Raw genomic sequence first — 25,220 nt, forward strand, 5'->3', positions numbered from 1 at the left:
GTTTAGGAGATATTTATGGTTTCTGCCAATGAAAATGAATTGGTTTTTCTACCTTTGGGAGGGGTAGGGGAAATAGGAATGAATTTGGCTGCTTATGGATTTGGTCCAAAAGATTGCCGAGAATGGTTGCTTGTTGATATGGGAGTCAGTTTTGCCGGCCCTGAATTGCCAGGAGTAAATCTCATTTTACCAGATATTCACTTTCTGGAAAATGAAAAACATAATGTGTGTGGTCTTGTTTTGACACATGCTCACGAAGATCACTATGGTGCTGTTCTTGATTTATGGCCAAAATTTCAAGTTCCGCTTTATTGTACTCCTTTTACAGCAGGGTTATTAGAGAGTAAAAAGCGATCAAATTTCAAATTTGATAAAATCTCATTAAATATTTTTCAAGCTGGTGATTGCTTTCAGATTGGTCCATTTACAATTGAAGCTATTGCTGTCAATCATTCAATTCCAGAGTCTGTTTCTTTGGCAATTACAACATCTTTAGGAAATGTGATCCATACTGGAGATTGGAAAATTGATCACACACCTTCACTTGGACCCGTAACAGATGAAAAAAGGTTACGGATTTTAGGAAACAAAGGCATTTTAGCATTAATATGCGATTCCACTAATGCCCTTCAAGACGGTATATCGCCGTCGGAACAACAAGTTCGGGATAGTCTTTCTGAAATTATTTTGAAAGCTGAAGGCCGTGTTGTTATTGCAACTTTTTCATCAAATATTGGTAGGATACGTTCAATTGCTCTTGCGGCAGAATCTGCTGGGCGCCAAGTTTTTTTGGTGGGGCGCTCTATAAAACGTAGTGTTACTGTAGCGCAAGAGCTTGGTTATTTGAATAACTTAGCACCATTTATAACGGAAGATGATTATAGTCACACTCCACGGAAAAACATGGTTTTGGTAGTAACAGGAAGCCAAGGTGAACCGTGTTCTGCTTTAGCAAAACTTTCACGAAATGAAATGAGAAATATTGCACTCTCTCCTGGTGATACAATTATTTATTCATCACGTAGTATTCCGGGAAATGAAAAGGCTATTTTTGAGATACAAAATCGTTTCATTGATCAGGGAATTAAAGTAATTACAAATAATGATGCTCTTGTTCATGTTTCAGGCCATCCCCGCCGTTTAGAGCTTCTACAAATGTATGATTGGATAAAACCGCAGATACTTGTTCCTGTACATGGTGAGGCAGTACACCTTGTGGCTCAAGCAGCTTTAGCACGTCAAGCTAATATTAAAACTATTGCTGAAATTAGAAATGGCGATATGCTCCGCCTTGCTCCCAAACCAATGGAGGTCATTGAGAAAGTATCTGTTGGTCAAATCTATAAAGATGGTTACTTGATTGGTAGTGAAGATGAAGTAGGGATTAATGAGCGTCGCAAATTAAGTTATGTTGGTCATGTTGTAATTTCTCTGCATATGAATAGTAAGCATAATTTACTTGATGATATTGGTTTTATGGCATTGGGATTACCTAACAATGATGGAAAAGGGAAATCATTAAAAGATATTCTTTTAACTGTTGTAGAAAATACTATTAATAATATTCCACAGATTAAAAGAAAAGATAATGAACTTATTCGGGAAGCAGTACGTCGTGCTGTCAGAGCAGCTGTTAATGAAATTTGGGGAAAAAAACCTGTTTGTACAGTCTTTTTACATCGCTCAAAGTGAAAATTTTCTCTTAAAGTTATTTGTTTTTAGCTAAATTAATAGAAAGGAATTACCAGATTAGCTTTATACTAATACGTATTTGAACTTTATTGAGGTAAATAAACTAAAAAATATAGCGCAATAAAACTTTTAATATGCTGGTTTGTTATATTTGCAAGCTTTCAGAATACAGTTATGATTAAATGCATAATATTATTTGAACTGCTCCGATTTGATGAGCTTAATTAGGAGTTAATAATTTCAATGCGTCTTTCTCAGTATTTCATACCTATCTTAAAAGAGAATCCTAAAGAAGCAGAAATTGTTTCACATCGACTTATGTTGCGTGCAGGTATGATTCGTCAACAAACAGCAGGGATTTATTCTTGGTTGCCATTAGGTAAAAAGGTACTTGATAAAGTTTGTACAATTATTCGTGAAGAACAAGAACGAGCTGGTGCTTTAGAAATATTAATGCCTACGATTCAATCTGTTGATCTTTGGCATGAAAGTGGTCGTTACGATGATTACGGTTTTGAAATGTTACGTATTAAGGATCGCCAAGAACGTGATTTGCTTTATGGCCCAACTAATGAAGAAATAGTAACAGATATTTTTCGTTCATATGTTCGTTCTTATAAGGATCTTCCTCTCAATCTTTATCAAATTCAATGGAAATTTCGTGATGAGATCCGTCCGCGTTTTGGTGTGATGCGTTCACGAGAGTTTTTAATGAAAGACGCATATTCTTTCGATCTTGATTATGAAAGTGCAAAAATATCCTATAATCGTATGTTTGTTGCATATTTACGTACTTTTTCTCGTATGGGATTGAAAGTAATTCCGATGCGCGCTGATACAGGCCCGATTGGTGGCGAACATAGTCATGAATTTATCATTCTAGCTGAAACAGGTGAAAGTGCTATATTCTGCGATAAACAATTTCTTGGCATTACTGCTCCACTTTTTTCGATCGATTTTACTGATAAAATTATCTTAGCTAATATCGTTAAACAGTGGACAACTTTTTATGCAGCAACGGAGGAAATGCATAATGAAGAAGAGTGGAGTAAAATCTCTAAATCCAATCAGCTTTCAGCACGTGGCATTGAAGTAGGGCATATTTTTTATTTTGGCACTAAATATTCTGTACCAATGGGAGCAAAAGTGATGGGAAAAGACGGAAAAGAATATCCGGTTTTTATGGGATCTTATGGGATTGGACCCTCACGTCTTGTTGCAGCAGCAATTGAAGCTTCTCATGATGAAAATGGTATTATTTGGCCAAAGCCAATAACACCATTTGATTTTGGTATCATCAACATGAAATCAGACGATAAAAAATGTAACCATATCTGTGAAACTCTTTATCAGGGACTTATACGTGCTGGCTTTGATCCATTGTTAGATGACAGAAATGAACGCCCTGGTATAAAATTTGCAATAATGGATTTGATTGGTTTACCAACACAAATAATCGTTGGCCCCAAAAATGCTACACAAAATGAGGTTGAAATTAAAGATAGAAAAACAGGTGCTAAAGAATCTTTAACAATTGAATCTGTACTTAACCGGTTTTCTACAAACTTAGATGGGCAATGTTATGAATAATTTGAGAAGAAAATGGTTTTCATCTTATGAATGGATGGTTTCATTTCGTTACATGATTCCTAATAAAAAACATATGTTTACATCTGTTGTTTCAATCATTTCTTTAATTGGAATTATGTTAGGGGTTTTTGCCTTAGTTGTCGTTATGGCAGTAATGAATGGTTTTCGCACAGAGCTTCTTAATCGCATTCTCGGCATGAACGGACATCTTATCATTCAGACAACTGATTCTGGTTTCTCTGATTATAATACCTTTATTTCTTATTTAGAATCCATAGACGGCGTAAACTCTGCTTTGCCTGTTGTTGAAGGACAAGCACTTGTTCAGGGGAATATTGGTGGGGGAACTGGTGCTTTAATTCGCGGTATGCGTCAGGAAGACTTGGAGAAGCTTAAAATAGTAACTCAAAATATTAAATCAGGTACACTCGCTCAATTTGAAGAAGAGGAAGGCATTGCAATCGGAAGTGGTCTGGCAGAAAAATTAGGGCTGACAATTGGAAGTGATCTGCGTATTATTACACCAGATGGTGATGTAACACCTTTTGGCGTTATGCCACGTATTAAAGCTTATAAAATAATTGCTATTTTTGAAGTGGGTATGTCTGAATATGACACAATATTTGTTTTTATGCCTCTTTCTGAAGCGCAAGCATTTTTCAATTTAGGACAGAAAATTCAATCACTAGAGTTATTTCTTAATGATCCCGATACTGTTGATCAAATAAAGCGGGTAATAGAAAAAGAAATGGATCAACAAGTTTATTTAATTGATTGGCGCATGCGCAATCAGGCTTTCTTTTCAGCTTTGCAGATTGAGCGTAACGTCATGTTTTTTATTCTTTCTCTTATTATCCTCGTTGCTGCTTTAAATATTATTTCTGGGCTAATTATGCTTGTGAAAGATAAAAACCATGATATTGCAATTTTGCGCACTATGGGAGCACACCAGAATGCAATCATGCGTATATTTATCTCTACCGGGATGATGATTGGATGTATTGGGACAATATTAGGGGTAGTTTTAGGTATCATAGCAGCTACAAACATCAATTATATTCAGGATTTTGTATCTTGGTTTTTTAATGTTGATGTTTTTAATCCTCAACTTTATTTTTTAACAAAATTGCCAGCACGGGTTGAATGGGAACAAACTGCTATAGTAGTTGTGATGGCTTTACTTTTATCGTTTTTTGCAACACTTATTCCGGCGTGGCAAGCTTCTAAACTAGACCCCGTACAAGCCTTGAGGTATGAGTAATGTCTGTTGTTTTAGAACTTGTCGAGATTGAGCGACGTTTTTTTGATAACGACAAACCTTTAATTATTTTAGACAAAGCTAATTTTATTCTTAACCGTGGAGAACTCGTAGCACTTGTTGCACCATCTGGTGCTGGAAAATCAACACTTCTTCATATTGCTGGGTTACTCGAAAAACCAACAGCTGGTGATGTTTTGTTGCATGGTATTTCTTGTGCAAAATGCTCTGATAGCGAGCGAACGGCTATGAGACGAAACAATATTGGTTTTGTTTATCAATTTCATCATTTGTTACCAGAGTTCACAGCTTTAGAAAATGTAATGATACCCCAAATGATAGCAGGATTGAAAAGATCGACTGCAGAAAATCGGGCACTTAAATTATTAACATATCTTCGGGTTTCTCATCGTGCCAGACATCGTCCATCAGAATTATCAGGTGGCGAACAACAGCGTATCGCTATTGCACGTGCGATAGCAAATGCTCCTTCTATACTGTTAGCCGATGAGCCTACAGGGAATCTTGATCCTGTAACTTCAGTTTATGTATTTCAGGCTTTGTCAGCACTTGTTCGTCAATCTGGCCTTGCTGCTCTTATTGCAACACATAATTATAGCTTGGCCAAACTGATGCATCGCCGAATTACACTGAAAGAGAGAAAAATTATTGAACTTCCTTAAAAATACAGTACACCATTTATTCATTTATTATAGAAAGTTAATACTATAGCGTATGTCTATATTTACCTATTGAAGAGTTTTTATGACAAATTTTGTAATTGATAAAAATCAATTAAATACGCGACGTCGGCGATTGATTTTTCGGGCGTGGCATAGAGGCATCCGTGAAATGGATTTAATTTTAGGACAATATGTTGATTCGCATATTATTGGAATGAGCGATGAAACAGTCTCTGAACTTGAATATATTATGTCTTTTGAAGATCGCGATTTACTTATGTGGATTACAGGGGAAATTCCTACACCATCTGAGATAGATAGTCCGCTTTTTCGTGATATTGCAAATTACCGTATTTGCACAAATTTTAATTAATCAAAATGTCCATATTTCAAAAAATTATTCTTCCTAAAGATGTACGGGATTTAATAGTTCTGGATGGCATTATTGATGGATTTGAACCTTTTGCGCTTGCTCAATTGAGTTCAGAAATTGCTCAAGATAAACCACTTGTTTATATTGTTCGTGATGGAACAAAGATTTCTCATTTACAACAAGTTTTAAATTTTATTGAACCTAATTTACCTGTTTTTCAGTTTCCTGCATGGGATTGTTTACCTTATGATCGCGTGTCGCCTGGAATAGCCGTTACTGCACGGCGTCTTTCAGCCTTGGCGCATATATTACATTTGCGTAAAAATTCACGTTCTGCAATTATATTGACAACAGCAAATGCGATTATTCAAAAATTACCACCTCGCACCATAATTGATGATCAAATTATCCATATGAGTATTGGTCAATGTGTTAATATGGATAATTTAATCCATTATTTAGAACGTAGTGGATTTGAACGTGTTGCGATTGTGCATGATGTTGGTGAATTTGCTATTAGAGGAGGAATTATTGATATTTTTTCTCCTAGTGATAGTGAACCTTTGCGCCTTGATTTTTTTGGTGATACTCTAGAAACTATTCGTATATTCGATCCAGTTACGCAACGCACAACAGGCAATAAAACTGATTTTTTTTACAACCAATGAGTGAGGTTATTCTCACGCCTGAGCGGATTAGTCGATTTAAAAATAATTATATTCATACATTTAGTGTATCACAAAGAAATGATATGCTTTATGAAGCTATTTCTCAAGGGCGGCGTTTTTCTGGTATGGAACATTGGTTACCGTTTTTTTATGAGAATCTTGATAATTTCTTTGATTATTGTGGTAACGTACCTATTATTTTTGAGTACCTTATAGAAGAAGTGCTAACTGAACGCTATCGTCTTATTGAAGATTTTTATAATGTTCGTAAAGAGCAAGAAAACGATCAAGAGAGTAATGCTTCTTATCATCCAATAGAGCCTAATCTACTTTATCTGACACCAGAGCAAGTTTTAACACGTGCACAACAATCGAGACAACGTATTGATTTTATACCCTTCAATGTTCCACAAACTTTTGGACAGACAGTCATTCATACGAATGTTATACCGGGATATGATTTTGTAAAAGAGCGTAACGCGCAGGAAAAAAATGTCTTTGCGAATGTAGTTGATTATATGCTTTCACTACAAGCAGCTGGTAAGAAGGTGCTCTTAGCCTGCTGGAGTGAAGGATCTATGAATCGCTTGTTGCAAATTTTTGATGAATACGGATTAAAAAAAATAAAAATTGCAACGTCATTACAAGCTGTAAAGGCAACATCATATGATCAGATATCGGCAGCTATCATAGCAATTGAGCATGGTTTTGAAATTGACGATTTTGTTATCATAGCAGAACAGGATATTCTTGGTGATCGATTAATAAGATCATCAAAGCGGCATAAGCATAATGCGCATTTTATCTCTGAAATTGCTACATTAAATTCTGGTGATATTGTTGTACATATTGATCATGGTATTGGGCAGTTTATCGGTCTCAAAACCATCATGACAGCTGGAATTTTACGTGATTGTCTAGAAATCAATTACGCTGAAGGTGATCGATTATTTTTACCTGTTGAAAATATTGAACTTCTATCACGTTACGGATCAGAAGATACAGATGTAACATTAGATAAGTTAGGTGGTGTTGCTTGGCAAACACGTAAAGCTCGACTTAAGAAACATTTGTTGAAAATTGCCGGCCAATTAATCCGCATAGCAGCAGAACGCGCCACACGCTCTGCACCTGCGTTAATTCCACCGATTGGATTGTTTGATGAATTTGTTGCGCGCTTTCCTTATGAAGAAACAGAAGATCAAATAGACGCAATTGATGCAGTTCTAGGTGATTTAGCGGCAGGAAAACCGATGGACCGTTTAATATGTGGTGATGTTGGTTTTGGAAAAACAGAAATTGCTATTAGAAGTGCTTTTGTTGTTGCATTAAATGGTTATCAAGTTGCTGTTGTTGTGCCTACAACTTTGCTTTCACGGCAACATTACAAGACTTTTATCTCACGTTTTCAAGGGTTACCTGTTAAAATTGGTCATGTTTCAAGGCTTGTAAAAGCCAAAGAATTAGCGCAAGTCAAAAAAGATATTTCAAATGGTACAATTGATATTGCCATTGGGACACATGCATTACTTAATGAATCAATTAATTTTTCACGGTTAGGGCTTCTTATCATTGATGAAGAGCAACATTTTGGTGTTAAGCACAAAGAACGCTTAAAAGAAATTAAAAGTGATATTCATGTTCTCACACTTTCAGCTACTCCCATACCACGAACTTTAGGGCTTGCTTTATCAGGACTGCGTGAACTTTCATTAATAGCAACTCCACCCATTGGTAGAACACCGGTTCGAACTTTTATTTCACCTTTTGATGCAGTTGTTATACGCGAGGTATTGCTTCGTGAATATTATCGGGGCGGACAGAGTTTTTATGTTTGTCCTCGTATTTCTGATCTTCCTTATGTAGAAGAATATCTCAAAACACACGTACCCGAACTTAAATTTGCGGTAGCTCATGGTCAAATGCCAGTTACACAATTTGATGATATTATGAATGCATTTTATGATAGGCAATATGACGTACTACTTTCAACAACCATCATTGAATCAGGTCTTGATATTCCAACAGCAAATACATTAATTGTGCACCGTGCTGACATGTTCGGTCTTTCTTCACTTTATCAGTTGCGTGGTAGGGTAGGGCGTTCAAAACAACGCGCTTATGCACTTTTTACTTTTCCTGCTGGTAAAGTTTTAACGCCTACTGCTGATCGCCGTTTTAAAGTCTTGCAATCTCTCGACACATTGGGTGCAGGTTTTCAATTAGCTAGTTATGACATGGACATTCGTGGTTCAGGTAATTTTTTAGGCGAAGAGCAATCAGGGCATGTTAAAGAAGTTGGGTTTGAGCTCTATCAAAAAATGCTTGAAGAAGCAGTTGCCGAATTAAAGGATGGCAAACATAATGAAGAGGGCCAATGGTCACCCCAAATTTCACTTGGTATAACAGCGATAATACCAGAAAGTTTTGTGCCTGATTTATCACTACGTATGAGTCTTTATCGCCGTTTAGTAGAACTTGATGATTTGCAACAAATCAACCAATTAGGAGCTGAATTGGTGGATCGTTTCGGTTTTCTTCCAACTGAAGTTCAACATCTTCTTAAGATTGTTTATATTAAAGCATTATGTAAAAAAGCGCATGTAGAAAAATTGGATGCTGGCCCAAAGGGTATTGTTGTGCAGTTTCGTAATAATTATTTTGAAAACAGTGCTGGCCTTATTAAATGGATTGGAGAACAAGGCTCTCTGGCAAAAATCCGACCAGATCAAAGTATTATTTTTATTCGTGATTGGCCCACAGCTGATGAAAGACTTTTAGGTGCAGAAACAATTATGACACAACTTGCAACAATGACAGAACAATATCCTGCTTAGCAGTTTTTGCATTTACTAGTTTTAAAACCATAACCATGATTAATTTTCTGCATAAATTCTATAAAAGTCTGCCTGTTACTCTTTTATATAAGCATTGTTGATCTACGACAAAGGCATAAAATCCTTTCCAATATCTTATAGTATGTGTCTGCGTAATAACATTATCTATAAGTTTATAAGATTGTATTTTTATAGTTTTTAAAATTGCTGTATATCTAGAATATTTCATTTTCCTCAAAATAACATGGAATAGTGTGGTTAAATATACTCTCTCACGATTTATGTGGGTGTTCCTAGACAATACAACGAATACCAATTGTATGAGAGTACTGCTTTATAAACTAGCAACTAAACCTGATGTTTCCCTTTTAAAGCGATTAATATGCGTTAGGATTTATACAGATTTTTTCCTATAACTGCCTCATTATCTACCTGATAAGATTGTGTGTTGATTATTGCAACCTAAATGGAATCATGAACAAATGAAATTAGTAAAAACAATCATAAGTTTGTTTTTGTTTGTTTTTCTTTTATTCACGCCACCAAGTTGGAAGATAATATCCATATAAGGATGTATAAATAGGGTGTTTAATATATGACCAACGTGCTATTCGCTGTTCAGGCAAGTGGTACAATGGTATATAATAACTACCAGAAATAAGAACTCTATCTAAAGCACGCACTGCTGCAATGAAATTAGTATCTGAACGTGCATTGAGCATTGCAGTTATCATCGCGTCTATAGCAGGATCAGCTGTTCCTGCAAAATTAAAACTTCCTTTCAAATTTCTAGAAGCAGAACCCCAGCGGTTTATTTGTTCATTGCCTGGTGATAGAGAATTTTTTAATTTTGCAATAATCATATCATAATCAAATATACTTAAGCGATTTTGATATTGGGTATCATCGACAGTTCTTATTTCAATATTAATACCAAAACGTGATAGCGTACTTTGAAATGCAAGGGCAATTTTTTCTTCATCAAGTGTTTGAGTCATGATCTCAAATTGAAAGGGTAAACCATTCGGAGCAATAACTTTGTTGTTTTTTCTGGTAAAACCCGATTCTTGCAAAAGTTTCCAAGCTGTTTGCATGATAAGCCGATCCATACCTGAACCATCTGTTTTAAGAAGACGCCAGCTTCCATCCATTACTTCGGGAAGAACTGCATTAAAATAAGGAGCTAAGAGCCTTTTTTCTTCTTCGCTTGCTGATTTTCCTACAGATGAAAGTATAGATCCTGCCCAATAACCTTCTGTTCTGGTATAAATATTACTAAAAAGATGGCGATTGACCCATTCAAAATCGAAAAGCATTGATAATGCTTGTCGTACCTTTTTATCTTTAAAAATAGTGCGACGGGTATTAAAAACAAAACCAATAGTATCAGCAGGTGTCCCTTTTGAAAAAGATTCTTTGATAACGCGTCCCTCGCGAACAGCCGGAAAATTATAAGCAAGCCGCCAACGATTTGGATTAGAAGATCCTTCAATAAAGATATCAACAATACCTTTTTTAAAAGCTTCAAAGTGCGCTGTATCATTTCTAAAATATTCGATTTGAATAATGTCAAAGTTATGCAACCCTTTATTAACAGGAAGATCTCTCCCCCAATAATTGGGATCACGTTTATAGATAATTCGTTCACCAGGATCAGCATGTTCAATAACATAAGGACCACTTCCTGGAATTTTAACTAAACCATTTTTTTCAAAATCATCAACATTAATAGCATGTTTAGGTAATATTGGCATTACACCTGCTAAAATAAGCGGAAACTCACGATCCTGTGATTGTGGAAAGTGCATTCTTATACAATAATTATTAATTACTTCAATAGATTCTATACGCTTCATGTATCGATCAAATGGAGGTCTTCCCTTGTCTTTAAGAAGGTTAACCGTGAATAAGACATCTTCAACTGTTATGAGTTTCCCATCTGAAAAATGCGCTTTTGGATTGAGAAAAAAAGTAATCTCTGTGCGTTCGTCATTTAATTCAACTTTTTCTGCCAGAAGAGGATAAAGTGTAAAAGATTCATCACGAGAACGCACCATCATTGTTTCGTAAACAAGACCAGAAAATTGCTCATCAGCAAAAAGTCCTCTTGCAGTTGTTCTAAAACTACGAATAACAAATGGATTTAAACCATCAAATGTTCCAACAACGCCATATGTGATTTTGCCTTTACTATTTGCATTGGAAGAAGCATAAGGAAAATATTCAAATTTATTTGGTAGTTTCGGTGCTCCACGCATTGCAATGCCATTTGCTATTACGTCATGGCACAGAAGAAAAATCATAAGAGAAAGAAAAAATTTTAAACGATCTAAACTGTTAAATAACATTAATAATAACGTGATAATAATTTGTTTATACAAATTTAACTTTGTTCATTATGAAAGCACTTTATGAAATAAATTTTATCAAAAAATAAAACAATTGAAAAGAAAATGAGCCATATAAATTATATAAAAATTCAATCAATTATTTAATTGTTTTCTCTCTCTAGATTTTACTTTTCTCTTTATATATAATAAAAAGCACAAAGAAACATTATTTTTTTGATTAATTTTAATACTGTTGACTAAAAATCAACTTAATATCCTTCTATTGGGATCAATCATACAAGCACATTGAAAGGATTAACTTAATTATGTCGCATAAAAATACCTATACTGCTATTTCAGTATTGGCTGGAACCGCTACTTTTTTTCTCATGGCTTATACTCCAGCAGGTGCAGAGAATTTATCTCAAGGTTGGTACAAAGTTTGCAGTAAGCAGAATGATATTAACATTTGTAACACAATGAACAATGTTATATCAGATACTGGTCAGCCTTTGACTGCTGTTAATTTAGTTGAAGTAAAAGGAAAAAAGGAAGAAAAACGTATAGGTATTCAAGTACCTACGAATCGTCTTCTACCAGAGGGTGTTCATATCCAAATTGGAAATGACTTTTCTATGAAAATTCCTTACGTTGTTTGTAATGGAACAAGTTGTATCGCTAATGATGTTTTAAGTGACAAGTTAGTTGCTGCCATGAAAACTGGTTCGAAAATGGTTGTAACTACAACCAATATTCGGGGTGGTGCTAATCCTATCGAATTTTCTCTTAACGGATTTAAAGCTGCCTACACAGGCCCTGGTATAGATGAAAAGACTTTTCAGCAAAAACAAATGAAGTTACAGCAAACTATCCAATCAAAGCAAAAAGAAATTGAAGATCGTATGCGGGTTGAACAAGAAAAGGCTCAGAAAAATAATAACAAATAATATAAAAGATTTTAAAGGCTTTTTTTATATTTTGTTTATATCTAAAAACGCTATAGAATATTCTATAGCGTTTTTTAATTGTTTAGTTCTTTGAGAAAGCTCTGCGCTTCCACCATCCAATGCGTTCAGTTTTACTCTCTCCCTCAGGTACTGATGATGAAATAACAGGTTCGGTAGAAATTTGTTCAACAGCTTGTTTTGTTATAGTTTCTTTTTCTGATGCTTCAGTTATTTGAGCTGTTTTTTTCGTAATAACTTTTTTTCTTGTTTGACGTATTGATTTTTTTGTACCTGTCGAGATTTCTTCAATTATCTCACGAGTTGGTTTATTCTCTTTTTTTGTTTTAGATTTATGAATAGAGTCGGTAGTGTTTTTTTCTTCAACAGGTGTTGATGTTGTCACACTTTTATCATTTTCGGGCATTTTTGGGCCTTGAAATGCCTTTCGAGGATGTGCATTATGATTCTTTTTAGCTTTAAAAACAGTATTTTGTTGTACATTGACATGATGTTTTGCATCACTGTTTTGTTCATCAAATCCTACAGGTTCAGCAGTTGGAATAGAATATCGGCGATGCGCTGCTTTAATTTCTTCTAAAGCCTGTTTGGAAAATTCTCCGACTGGTTCAGCATAAGGAACACGAGATTGATAAAAACCGTTATTTTGACTACGTCGACCCTTACGGTACCCACGACGACGTCCACGACGGCGGCTATCCTCATTATTTTGAATATCATCTTTATGAGAGAGTGTAGAAAAGCTGTCATGTAATTCACTTTTATGATCTTTACGCCGATACCGTTGATTATTTTCAACAGGAGACTCATCATAAGTTAATTTGCTTTCCATCAAGATTGTATCTTCAGCTTCCTCTTTATTATCATCTTCAATAGCTAGTAGAGATAAATGGTCTTTTTCTGCTATTGTTCCTCTGGAAATAACTAAATGCTGTGCTCCAACGCTATCATCTGCTTCAATACTAATATTAAGCTTAAAGCGCGTTTCTAAATCAACAAGAATACTGCGTTTATGGTTGAGTACATAAAGTGCTATCACTGCAGATGTCCGCACAATGATATTATATTGCGAATGACTAAGAAGATATTTTTCAATTGAGCGCATAACATGCAAGGCAATTGATGATTCTGAACGTACATTTCCAGTTCCAGCACAATGAGGACAAGGCTGCATTGTACTTTCTAGAACTGATACACGAATGCGTTGACGGCTCATTTCCATAAGGCCAAAATGTGAGATACGACCAACTTGAATACGGGCACGATCATTTTTTAAACAATCTTTCAGCTTTTTTTCAACAAGCTTAATGTTACGATTTTCAAGCATATCAATGAAATCAATCACAATTAAGCCTGCTAAATCACGTAAACGTAATTGACGAGCTATTTCTTCTGCAGCTTCAAGATTGGTTTGTAGCGCTGTTTTTTCAACAGAATGTTCTTTGGTAGAACGACCAGAGTTTACATCAATAGCGACAAGTGCTTCCGTCTGATTAATAACAAGATAACCACCAGATTTTAAAGCAACCTGTGGTTGCAACATTTTATCTAGTTGAGCTTCGATATTGTTACGCGTAAAAATGGGTATAGGATCACGATAAGGCTGAACAACTTTTGCATGACTTGGCATCAACATGCGCATAAAATCTTTAGCTTCACGATATCCTTTATCACCAGACACAAGAATTTCATTAATGTCTTTATTATAAAGATCGCGAATGGAACGCTTTATCAAATTACCTTCCTCATAAACTAGACATGGCGCGGTTGATTTGAGTGTTAAAGTACGAACAGTTTCCCATAACCGCATGAGATATTCATAATCACGTTTAATTTCGACTTTTGTTCTATTAGCTCCAGCAGTTCGTAGAATAACACCCATACCTTTTGGAACTGCTAATTCTTTTACAATGTCTTTGAGACGTTTGCGATCTTGTATATTGGTAATTTTCCGGGAAATACCACCACCCCGTGCCGTGTTCGGCATTAAAACTGAATAGCGACCTGCCAATGATAAATAAGTTGTGAGTGCTGCACCTTTATTGCCACGCTCTTCTTTGATCACTTGTACTAATAAAATTTGACGCCGTTTAATAACTTCTTGAATCTTATATTGGCGCACCGGTTTACGCTGATAAGTAGGGAGTTCTTCAAGAGCATCTTCCGCACCCACCATTTCAATATCATCATCAAAAACATTTCCATCAAGTATTTCTTCTCCATCATCATTTGCCATTGATTCAGATATGACATTGTTTTCACTATCTACAGAAAGAACGTTATGGTTCTTACTTTTTTTTGTTTTTCTTGAATCTTTTTTATTCTGTTTTATTTCCTCAACGAGATCATCTGCTTGATTTTCATCAATAGCAGCTTTCTCTTCTTCTTCAAGAAGAGCAAGACGATCAGCAATAGGAATTTGATAATAATCAGGGTGAATTTCTGAAAATGTTAAAAAACCATGGCGATTACCACCATATTCTACAAAGGCTGCTTGAAGTGATGGCTCAACACGTGTGATACGTGCGAGATAAATATTCCCCTTAAGCTGTTTTTTATGTTCTGACTCAAAATCAAGTTCTTCAATTTTGTTGCCGTGGACAACAACAACACGCGTTTCCTCCGGATGGGAGGCATCTATAAGCATTTTGTTTGACATAAGTTAAAATCCTAAAGGCGACACGCACAACTTTATCTAAACAAGCGGGATCACTACTTGCAAATATAAAAGGCTGTCTGCCATAAAAGGGGGGTGCCGACATAACACAATGGATTTTCGTTCGCAAACACATTACAGCGTTTGCGATATTTACAATCATCAGTTCCATCTGTTTTGTATGACTCATATTTTTATAAGTCTCCGGCAAAACAATTTTGAAAATAGTTCGGATATCCGAACCAGCGAATTTAAAATAACATAATCCTGCTTTTTAAGGTATGAAAACTTATCACCTATAAAAAGCCTAAACGCATAATATGCGATAAACCTTCAAAGATAACTTAACAAAATTATTGATAATTTAAATCAATAACAGATGGCTATCGCCTATAAAAAGCGTAAATATTCTTTTATGTTGATATCATGTTTTTGGCAAGTAACAACTATAAATACACACCATTATAATGCATTTATTTCCCTTATTTTGATCTTTTTTAAATATTTGTGGTTAAAGGATTCAACATTTATTGAAATAATATAACCTATATTTACAGTGCAATTTTATACAATAAAAACAATTTATTAATACAGAAAAAGTGTTTTGCTTAAATGATTAAACGATTCCCCGTCAGAATGTTGAAAGCAGTCTATTGGAATATTACTTGGTATTTTATATGCTTTTTATCCTTTTTTTTGATATTTCAAACATATATTCAAGGTGCGGATGCGTTAAAACTTATTAATCTGCGAACAATTGGTGATAACACATCTACACGTATTATTGCAGTTTTTAATGCTGAACCAAATTTCTATTTACAAATTTCCGATAGTTCCTCACGTTTGGTTATCAATTTACCTCCAGTTGATTTTTCAACACAAAATACATCTCTAAATAAACAAAATATACTATCAAGCATGTTATCCGATATACATTATAATTTTTCCGATACACAAACCTCATATATTACTTTGACAAGCAAAACCTCTTTTATTATTGAAAATAGTACAGTGCAAAAATTAGAAAATGGTTTATGGCAGGTACTGATTGATATCACCCAAAATGTACAGAAAAAATCTAATGAAGTTTTGACAAAACAACAAAAAACCAACCAAAACATAAAAAAGCAGTCCAATCCAAAGCATTATTTTCATGTTGTGCTTGATCCTGGTCATGGTGGAATTGACAGTGGTGCACAAGGTATTACTGGAATTTTAGAAAAAAATATAACGTTAGCTTTTGCACGTGCATTGCAAAATGAATTAAAAAAAGACTCTGATATCAATGTGACTTTAACACGCGATTCTGATGTATTTCTAAGATTAAGCGAAAGAGTTAAAAAAGCACAAAATTTTAATGCCGATCTTTTCATATCTATTCACGCAGATAGTATTAATATTCCTTCTCTTCGCGGTGCTACAGTTTATACCTTATCTGATAAGGCATCTGATGCGATTGCAAAAACTCTAGCTGAAGTTGAAAATAACGCAGATCTCCTTGGTGGATTGCTCACAGAAGAATCGCATGAAGTTACAGATATTTTGATTGATCTCGCTAGACGTGAAACTCATATACTTTCACTTAATTTTGCTGATCGTGTTATTTTAAATTTGTCAAATAATAATATTAATCTGATCAAAAATCCTCATAGATACGCTGATTTTCAAGTTTTAAAAGCTCCAGATGTACCTTCTGTGTTGATAGAAATAGGATATTTATCTAATAAAGAAGACGAGAAATTATTTAATAATTCTCAATGGAGGAATCAAATAGTTGTTTCTCTTGCCCATTCTATTCGTCAATTTTCCCAGTATCGGAAAGAAATTATGCAGTCTCCTTAAATATTAAAAAGTAAAGCATTGATATTAAATTTTGGTAACAAAATAATAGAAATTAATCTTGCATTTGTCTTAATTTAATAACACCTATTAATAATAAAATTAAATATGTTTTTTTGATCAATTTTTAAGAAAGCGATATTCGTTTCAATGATGATGTTTTTAAGATATCTGCTTAATTTCTTCATAATTCTTGGATTTTATGAAATTATGCTATGCGCAGCAGTAACGAGTAGTCAAGCTGATGAGCTTCCTGATTATGAGGTCCTCTCATTGTATGAACCACCTGTGATGACGCGCGTTCATGCAGCCGATGGCCGTCTTATGGCAGAATTTGCGACAAAACATCGCCTTTATTTACCAATCGAATCAATTCCAAATCTTCTTAAAGAAGCTTTTATTTCAGCTGAAGATAAAAATTTTTATAATCATTTTGGTTTAGATCCTGAAGGTCTTTCTAGAGCTTTAATTAACAATATTATTAATATCGGTTCTGGGCGACGTCCAGAAGGAGCATCAACCATTACACAACAAGTGGCTAAAAACTTTCTTTTAAATTCAGAAGCAACGCTTGAACGTAAGTTAAAAGAAGCTATTCTTGCCATACGTATTGAGAAAACTTACTCTAAAGATCATATTCTTGAACTTTATCTTAATGAAATTTATCTGGGGCGTGGTACTTATGGTGTCGCAGCAGCTTCACTGATTTATTTTAATAAATCCATTCATGAACTTACTTTAGAAGAATGCGCTTACCTGGCAGCTCTTCCTAAGGCACCAGGAAATTATGATCCATTTAAAAATACACAACGCGCTATTGAACGACGTAATTGGGTTATAGATCGGATGGTGGCTAATAGATATGTAACACCAGATCAAGGTAAACAAGCTAAAGAAAAGCCTTTGGGAGTAAAAATACGTGGGAGCGATAGTTATGTTTTTGCTGCTGAGTATTTTACTGAAGAAGTACGTCGTCACTTAATGCATCACTACGGAGCCACAGCACTTTATGAAGGTGGCCTTTCAGTTCGTACAACACTTGATCCGTATTTACAACTTATTGCGCGGCGTGCTTTGCAAGATGGTTTAATTAAATTTGACCATTCGCGAGGATGGCGTGGAGCTTATAGACATATCGAGATTACAGATGATTGGGGTATAGCACTTGCAGATATCACTGGACTAAGCGATGTTCCTGAATGGAATTTGGCAGTTGTTCTGTCTTCTAGCACTGATAAAGTAGAGATAGGTTTGCAGCCACAGCGTGAAAATTCAGGTTTATTATCAAAAGAACGAGTAATTGCTACATTATCTATAGAGCAATCAAAATGGGCATTGAATGTTATTGGTGAAAATAACCGTCGAACAACTGCTCAAAATTTATCAGATGTCCTACATGTTGGAGATGTCATTTTTGTTGAAAAATTATCAAATACAGACAATGTCTATCGTTTGCAACAAATACCAAAGATTGAGGGAGCGATTGTCGCTATGGAACCTCATACAGGACGCGTTCTTGCAATGGTTGGTGGTTTTTCCTTTGCTGAATCTGAATTTAACCGTGCAACACAAGCTTATCGCCAGTCTGGTTCTGCATTTAAGCCTTTTGTTTACGCAGCAGCACTGGATAATGGATATACGCCAGCATCCGTAGTCTTGGATGGTCCTGTTGAAATTCTTCAAGGTAATGGTCAAGTTTGGCAACCAAAAAACTATGGTGGCACTTTTGCAGGACCTTCAACATTGCGTTATGGCATTGAACATTCTCGTAACCTTATGACCGTACGGCTTGCTCATCATATGGGAATGCCGTTGGTTGCCGAATACGCAGAACGTTTTGGAGTTACAAACAAATTACAGCCTTATCTTTCCATGGCTTTAGGAGCTGATGAAACAACAGTTTTAAGGATGGTAACAGCTTATTCAGTTATTGCAAATGGAGGGCATTCAATTAAACCTTCTTTTATAGATCGAATTCAAGATCGTTATGGAAGAACTGTTTACCATCATGATGATCGTCTTTGTGAAAATTGTAATGTTCAGTCATGGAATAATCAAAGCGAACCAACATTAATTGATGAACGAGAGCAAGTTCTTGATCCTATGACAGCTTATCAGATTACATCAATGATGGAAGGAGTTATTCAGCGTGGAACCGCTGCACGTTTGCGTTATCTTAACCGGCATATTGCTGGTAAAACAGGTACGACTAATGAATCGAAAGATGCTTGGTTTATAGGATTTACGCCTGATCTTGTGGTTGGTGTTTTTATTGGCTATGATCAACCGGCTTCATTAGGACGCACTGGAACAGGAAGTTCATTGGGAGCGCCTATTTTTGGAGAGTTTATGCAAGCCGCTTTGAAAGACAAGCCAAATGTACCATTTAAGATACCAAAGGGTATGATTTTAATAAAAATTAACCGTAAAACCGGTATGCTCGCTAAAGATGATGATAATGATGTTATTTTAGAAGCATTCAAACCAGGAACTGGTCCTGCTGATGTGTATCAGGTTATTGGTGAAACTAATTCTTTCCAAGAAGGTATTCCCACGGTAACTACTTCTCCACAAGTTAATAAAGCCCTTAAAAAAGGTTCTGGTGGATTATATTAATTGAAAAGTAATTTTTTGATATGGCAGATAATGTGAATAATGCTCAATTATTTCTATGCTGTAGCTATAATCAAACAAGTTTATAAGAGCATAACATTCACTCTTATTACTATAATTGATATAAAAAAGAATTTATAATGAAAAAATCAAAATTAAGGGACTAAATTGTGCGAGTAGAAATAGAAACATTAGTTGATGAAATACAGCAAGCTATTAAATTGCTAAGGAGGCATCTTTGACTGGGAGCACTCATTAAAACGCCTTGAATATCTCAATCAAAAAGCTAAAGATCCGTCACTTTGGAATGATACACAACAAGCACAAGATATAATGCGTGAGCGTCAATGTCTTGAAGATTCAATAAATAGCATTCGATTATTTACGCAAATACTTGAAGAATCTATTGAATTAATTGCAATGGGTGAAGAAGAAAATGATGAAGAAATTATCACCGACGCAGAAAATACAATACGTAAACTTAAAAGTGAGATAGATAAACGACAAATTGATTTGCTTCTTTCAGGAGAAGCCGATTCAAATGATACTTATTTAGAGATTCATGCTGGGGCAGGGGGAACAGAAAGCCAAGATTGGGCTTCTATGCTTTTACGCATGTATGTTCGCTGGGCTGAACAGCATAAAATGAAAGTTGAAATATTAGAAATTCACGATGGAGAAGAAGCTGGTATAAAATCAGCTACGATTCTCGTAAAAGGGCATAATGCTTATGGTATGCTAAAAACAGAATCAGGTGTTCATCGCTTGGTACGCATTTCACCTTTTGATTCAAACGCAAGACGTCATACTTCTTTTGCAAGTGTTTGGGTTTACTCCGTTGTTGATGATAATATTGAAATTAATATTTCAGAGTCAGATATCCGTATTGATACATACCGTGCATCAGGAGCTGGAGGACAACATGTCAATACAACAGATTCTGCAGTCCGTATTACCCATATAAAAACGGGCATTGTTGTTCAATGCCAAATAGAGCGTTCTCAGCATAAAAATAGAGCAACAGCTTGGTCTATGCTACGCGCACGCCTTTATGAAGAAGAACTTAAAAAGCGCGAAGCAGAAAACAATGCTATTGAAGCTTCTAAAACAGAAATTGGATGGGGGCATCAAATTAGATCTTATGTTCTTCAACCCTATCAGCTTGTTAAAGATTTACGCACAGGTGTTGAAAATACTGATCCACAAAGTGTCCTTAATGGTAATTTGGATGTGTTTATAGAAGCAGCGCTTGCCCAACATGTTTACAAAAAAGACCCTATAATTGAAGAAAAGACTAAGTGATTAATACCAATCCATCATATTTGAATCTTCACTGGTATCATTAGTCAATCTATATTAATTTTTAATCTAAATATTAAAACCATTAATCGGTAAAATTGAATTAAATTCAGAATAATAATATCGAGGCTCTTATCAAGAATTTTAGCTGAATTCGCAATCATTATTACACAATGCACGCGCAGCAATTAAAACACTTTCGGCATGTCCAGATACATTAACTTTGCGCCACTCCTTTGCTATTTTTCCTGTTGCATCAATGAGAAAAGTGCTCCGTTCGACCCCCATATATTTACGCCCATACATACTCTTTTCAACCCAGACACCATAAGCTTCAAGTGTAACTTTTTCCTCATCTGAAATAAGGATGATATCAAGCTCATGTTTTGCTTTAAATTTATCATGTTTGCTAACATTATCTGGAGATATACCAATAATGATAACTCCTATTTTATCAAACTCTATTTTTAATCGTGTAAAATCAATTGCTTCACTTGTGCATCCGCTCGTATCATCTTTTGGATAAAAATATAAAACAACTGGCTTTCCTCGAAGATCAGAAAGACGTAATTGCCCTCCGCCATCACGTGGCAAATCAAAATCAGGGGCGATATCACCTTTCGTTGGTCTTGTCATTGCACTTTCTTTCTTTTTTATACAAGTATCAAATTTTTAGATTACATAACACTGTAACGCTTTAATTATATACAATAGTATTATTATGTTATAATTGAAATAATAAAAATGCATTACGAGAACCTGATCATTATAAGAAGTTAAAACTTTTATAATTTAACAAAATATAAGAAATTACAAAAAGAGATTAAGAATCCAGAGATAGTTTATACGGCTTAACCAAGACGTGCTTTTTTTTACCAAAGGAAAGCTTGATTACTCCTATCGCACTGACATCATCTTCCACAATAAGGCGCGTTTCATCTTCAACAATTTTATCATTCACACGTACACCACCACCTTGAACATGTCGTCGTGCCTCACTATTAGATTTAGCTAATCCTGCTTGTACTAAAAGAGAAAGCAATCCAGTACCTATTTTTAATTCTGTAGCATTGACTTCAATAGTTGGGAGATTATCTGCAAGTGTTTTTTCTTCAAAAGTTTTACGTGCAGTTTCTGCAGCTGCATTAGCAAGAACCTGCCCATGTAACATGGCTGTAATTTCTGTTGCAAGAATCTTCTTTGCTTCATTAACTTCAGTGCCTTGCAACGTGGAAAGTCTGGCAATCTCATTCATTGGTAACGTCGTATACAGTTTTAAAAACCGTATAACATCAGCATCTTCCGTGTTACGCCAATATTGCCAAAATTGATAAGGTGAAAGCATATCTGAATTAAGCCATATTGCACCATTCAATGATTTGCCCATCTTTGCACCAGAGGAAGTTGTAAGCAGTGGTGAGGTTAATGCATATAACTGCGGCGCTCCCAAGCGATGTCCCAATTCAATGCCGTTGATGATATTACCCCATTGATCTGAACCACCCATTTGCACACGTAATCCATAGCGCTTATTAAGTTCAACAAAATCATAAGCCTGCAAAATCATATAGTTAAATTCAAGGAATGACAAAAAATTCTCACGTTCAAGTCTGAGTTTAACAGAATCAAATGATAACATACGATTGACTGAAAAATGTTTTCCTATATCGCGCAAAAATTCTAGATATTTTAAATCGCATAACCATTCAGCATTATTGACAATGCGTGCATCAGTTGCTCCATTACCAAATATTAAATAATTAGCAAAAACTTTTTCAATGCCAACGATGTTTTTAGCAATATCATCTTGTGTCAAAAGACGCCGCGCTTCATCTTTAAAAGAGGGATCACCGATTACACCTGTTCCACCCCCCATTAAAATAATAGGGCGATGACCTGTCTTTTGTAGCCAATGGAGCATCATAATTTGAAGAAGACTTCCAGCATGAAGACTTAAAGCAGTGGGATCAAATCCAATATAAGCAGTTACAATCTCTTTTGAAAAAAGCTCATCTAGGCCTTTTTCATCTGAAATTTGATGGATAAAACCACGTTCGCTCATAATATGTAAAAACTCAGATTTAAAGGCAAACATGGATTTCTTTCCTAACAAATACTACTATCCGTTTCTATAACTGAAAACGCATCACGATCTTTAATACATGGTACGTAATTTACAAAGACACAAAAAATATTAAGCCAATACAAAATACATGAAAGAAACTTCAAAAAATGACATTGATATACTTTGCTTCCACAATTAATGCTGTTCATATCATTAATTGCACAAACATAGTTTTGTATTTATAAAAAGTCACTCCAAATTCTAAATACTTCTTATGATACGCTATTTAGCCACTGGAATAATCTTTTTCTTTTAATACTTTCAAGAAAGTGCCAATATTTCACGTGGACAACCTGATAATTCGCCTGCAAGATGATTGTCTAAATATTGTGAACATCGTTCAATAAGTTCTTTGTGGCATCCACTAAAAAAGTGGTTAGCACCTTCTAGTGTTTCTTGTGTAATAGTAATGCTTTTTTGCGTCTTTAATTTATCTACAAGAGCTTGAACATCTTTTGGGGGAGCAACCTTATCGATGTCCCCATGAATTATAAGGCCAGAAGAAGGGCAAGGAGCAAGAAATGAAAAATCATAAATATTAGGTTGAGGAGCAACAGATATAAAGCTCTCAATTTCTGGTCGACGCATTAAAAGTTGCATACCAATCCACGCACCAAACGAATATCCTGCTACCCAACAATTTTTAGAATCAGGATGTTGTGTTTGCACCCAATCAAGTGCAGCAGCAGCATCTGAAAGCTCTCCCGTTCCATAATCAAATTCACCTTGACTTCGCCCAATACCACGAAAATTGAAACGTAAAGTAATAAATCCACGCTGTTGAAACATATAAAATAAATCATAAACGATTTTATTATTCATTGTTCCACCAAACTGAGGATGAGGATGCAGAATAATTGCAATTGGTGCACTTTTTTGTTGTGAAGGCTGATAACGCCCTTCAAGACGGCCTGCAGGACCGTTAAAAATGATTTCTGGCATTCTACTGCTCCTTAATATAAAGAGGCTCTCATTGACCTTGATTAACTTTCACACAAAATTTATTTATATGAATTTACTTTATTAATCGTTAGATATTCTGTTTTAAATGCATTTTTCAAGAAAATTGCATTATTTTTTTTAAATCAATTGATAGGATTAATAGTTGGGATTTAAAATGGCTGTAAAACGCCGATATTTTGATCATAATGCAACAACACCGCTTACAAAAAAAGCGAAAATAGCATTATTCGAATCTTTAGAAATATTTGGTAATCCATCATCTGTTCACGCAGAAGGCCGCGCTGCTAAAGCTTTATTGCAAAAAGCACGTCAGCAAATTGCCAATAGACTTAATGCAAACTCAAATCACGTTGTATTTACATCTGGCGCAAGTGAAGCAGCGATGACATTATTGACCCCTTTTTATAACATGGGGTATTCTAAAGTTCAATTTTCCCACCTTTATATTGGTGCAAGTGAACATCCATCTATTGCACAAGGGGGACGTTTTTCTAAAGAATTGATCAGTATAGTTGCAATTGATCACAATGGTTTAATCCAACAGGACAATCTAAAACTCTTATTGGCTTCTCATGATAATACAAAAGGCTTACCCCTCGTTGCTATTCAAGCAGCTAATGGTGAAACTGGTGTTGTTCAAAAAATAAAAGAAATAGCTGATATTGTCCGAGATGCTGGAGGTATTCTTATTGTTGATTTAGTACAATATGTGGATAAAAATCCTATTGAAATCAATCAATTTGGAGGCGATTTCTTTATATTATCAGCCCATAAAATCGGTGGACCTAAAGGAATTGGTGCTTTTGTTTCATGCGGGAACCTTCTCATGCCTCAACCCCTTATTATTGCTGGTGGACAAGAAAAAGGATTGCGTGGTGGAACAGAAGCGTTACCACTTATTGCTTCTTTTGGCGCTGCAATGAGCGATCCCTTTACGCAAGAAGAGATAGAAAAATTACTTTATTTACGCGATAAATTAGAAAATGGTCTCCAACAAATTAGTAATGACGTTAAAATTTTTGGTAAAAACGTTCAGCGTTTGCCCAATACCACTTATTTTTCTGTACAAAATATAAAAGCTGAAACAATGCAAATCAGTTTTGATTTGGCAGGATTTGCTGTATCGGCAGGTTCTGCTTGTTCTTCAGGAAAAGTAAAACAAAGTAAAATTCTAGAAGCAATGGGGTACCACATTCCAAACGGTGCAATCCGTGTTTCAACAGGGCGCTACACAACTTCTGAAGATATTGATGATTTTTTATTGGTCTTTTCTCAGATAATAAGTAATAGTAAAAAATAAAATTTGTCATTTAAAAATTAAAGCTAATT

Annotated in this window: 15 protein-coding genes and 1 pseudogene; 11 read left to right on the forward strand and 5 right to left on the reverse strand. The window is 35.2% G+C overall.

Going from position 1 to position 25,220, the window contains the following annotated elements; translation table 11 throughout:
* Positions 1-15: 15 nt before the first annotated feature.
* The 6 genes and pseudogenes from BWD162_RS03320 to mfd all read left to right on the forward strand — a co-directional run bounded on the left by BWD162_RS03320 (position 16) and on the right by mfd (position 9,101).
* Complete coding sequence (locus tag BWD162_RS03320; RefSeq protein ID WP_078705427.1) at positions 16-1,692, forward strand: ribonuclease J; 1,677 nt, start codon at positions 16-18, stop codon at positions 1,690-1,692.
* 243 nt (positions 1,693-1,935) lie between these two features.
* Complete coding sequence (proS, locus tag BWD162_RS03325; protein ID WP_078705428.1) at positions 1,936-3,282, forward strand: proline--tRNA ligase; 1,347 nt, start codon at positions 1,936-1,938, stop codon at positions 3,280-3,282.
* A complete protein-coding gene (locus tag BWD162_RS03330; RefSeq protein ID WP_078705429.1) occupies positions 3,275-4,543 on the forward strand; it encodes a lipoprotein-releasing ABC transporter permease subunit in 1,269 nt (422 codons plus the stop codon). The genes proS and BWD162_RS03330 overlap by 8 nt, the downstream gene beginning before the upstream one ends.
* Positions 4,543-5,223 carry an ABC transporter ATP-binding protein gene (locus BWD162_RS03335; RefSeq protein ID WP_078705430.1) on the forward strand — a complete coding sequence of 227 codons (681 nt, stop codon included), beginning with the start codon at positions 4,543-4,545 and terminating at the stop codon, positions 5,221-5,223. Before BWD162_RS03330 ends, BWD162_RS03335 begins: the two co-directional genes overlap by 1 nt.
* Before the next feature lie 82 nt (positions 5,224-5,305).
* Positions 5,306-5,596 (forward strand): FAD assembly factor SdhE, encoded by a 291-nt coding sequence (locus tag BWD162_RS03340; RefSeq protein WP_078705431.1) that lies wholly within the window; start codon positions 5,306-5,308, stop codon positions 5,594-5,596.
* A 5-nt stretch (positions 5,597-5,601) separates the two neighbouring features.
* A pseudogene (gene mfd, locus BWD162_RS03345) lies at positions 5,602-9,101 on the forward strand (transcription-repair coupling factor).
* A gap of 530 nt (positions 9,102-9,631) precedes the next feature.
* On the opposite strand, the gene BWD162_RS03350 reads toward mfd, so the two are convergent.
* Positions 9,632-11,449, reverse strand: coding sequence for an extracellular solute-binding protein (locus BWD162_RS03350; RefSeq protein WP_078705432.1), 1,818 nt, complete (start codon positions 11,447-11,449; stop codon positions 9,632-9,634).
* Between the two features lie 308 nt (positions 11,450-11,757).
* Here BWD162_RS03350 and BWD162_RS03355 point away from each other — a divergent pair, with 308 nt between their 5' ends.
* A complete protein-coding gene (locus BWD162_RS03355; RefSeq protein WP_078705433.1) occupies positions 11,758-12,378 on the forward strand; it encodes an invasion associated locus B family protein in 621 nt (206 codons plus the stop codon).
* Positions 12,379-12,460: 82 nt separating this feature from the next.
* Here BWD162_RS03355 and BWD162_RS03360 read toward each other — a convergent pair whose 3' ends face one another.
* The gene (locus BWD162_RS03360) at positions 12,461-15,055 is read right to left on the reverse strand and encodes an Rne/Rng family ribonuclease (protein WP_078705434.1); all 2,595 of its coding nucleotides are present in this window, start codon (positions 15,053-15,055) and stop codon (positions 12,461-12,463) included.
* A gap of 609 nt (positions 15,056-15,664) precedes the next feature.
* Here BWD162_RS03360 and BWD162_RS03365 point away from each other — a divergent pair.
* The 3 genes from BWD162_RS03365 (at position 15,665) to prfB (ending at position 20,806) form a co-directional block, all read left to right on the forward strand.
* The gene (locus tag BWD162_RS03365) at positions 15,665-16,894 is read left to right on the forward strand and encodes an N-acetylmuramoyl-L-alanine amidase family protein (protein ID WP_078705435.1); all 1,230 of its coding nucleotides are present in this window, start codon (positions 15,665-15,667) and stop codon (positions 16,892-16,894) included.
* A gap of 147 nt (positions 16,895-17,041) precedes the next feature.
* Positions 17,042-19,507 carry a penicillin-binding protein 1A gene (locus BWD162_RS03370; RefSeq protein ID WP_078705436.1) on the forward strand — a complete coding sequence of 822 codons (2,466 nt, stop codon included), beginning with the start codon at positions 17,042-17,044 and terminating at the stop codon, positions 19,505-19,507.
* Between the two features lie 167 nt (positions 19,508-19,674).
* A protein-coding gene (prfB, locus tag BWD162_RS03375) for a peptide chain release factor 2 (protein WP_153300988.1) occupies positions 19,675-20,806 on the forward strand; the annotation gives its coding sequence in 2 pieces (ribosomal slippage) (positions 19,675-19,743 and positions 19,745-20,806; 1,131 coding nt in all).
* Positions 20,807-20,947: 141 nt separating this feature from the next.
* On the opposite strand, the gene BWD162_RS03380 is transcribed toward prfB, so the two are convergent.
* The 3 genes from BWD162_RS03380 to BWD162_RS03390 all read right to left on the reverse strand — a co-directional run bounded on the left by BWD162_RS03380 (position 20,948) and on the right by BWD162_RS03390 (position 23,870).
* Positions 20,948-21,439: a peroxiredoxin gene (locus tag BWD162_RS03380; protein WP_078705438.1), complete on the reverse strand. Its 492-nt coding sequence runs from the start codon at positions 21,437-21,439 to the stop codon at positions 20,948-20,950.
* 187 nt (positions 21,440-21,626) lie between these two features.
* Complete coding sequence (gene tyrS, locus BWD162_RS03385) at positions 21,627-22,898, reverse strand: tyrosine--tRNA ligase (RefSeq protein WP_078705439.1); 1,272 nt, start codon at positions 22,896-22,898, stop codon at positions 21,627-21,629.
* Positions 22,899-23,189: 291 nt separating this feature from the next.
* Positions 23,190-23,870 (reverse strand): alpha/beta hydrolase, encoded by a 681-nt coding sequence (locus BWD162_RS03390; RefSeq protein WP_078705440.1) that lies wholly within the window; start codon positions 23,868-23,870, stop codon positions 23,190-23,192.
* A 175-nt stretch (positions 23,871-24,045) separates the two neighbouring features.
* Between BWD162_RS03390 and BWD162_RS03395 the strand changes: the two genes are divergently transcribed.
* Positions 24,046-25,191: a cysteine desulfurase family protein gene (locus BWD162_RS03395; protein WP_078705441.1), complete on the forward strand. Its 1,146-nt coding sequence runs from the start codon at positions 24,046-24,048 to the stop codon at positions 25,189-25,191.
* The last annotated feature ends 29 nt before the right edge of the window (positions 25,192-25,220 follow it).

This window comes from Bartonella sp. WD16.2, assembly GCF_002022505.1.
Lineage (GTDB): Bacteria > Pseudomonadota > Alphaproteobacteria > Rhizobiales > Rhizobiaceae > Bartonella.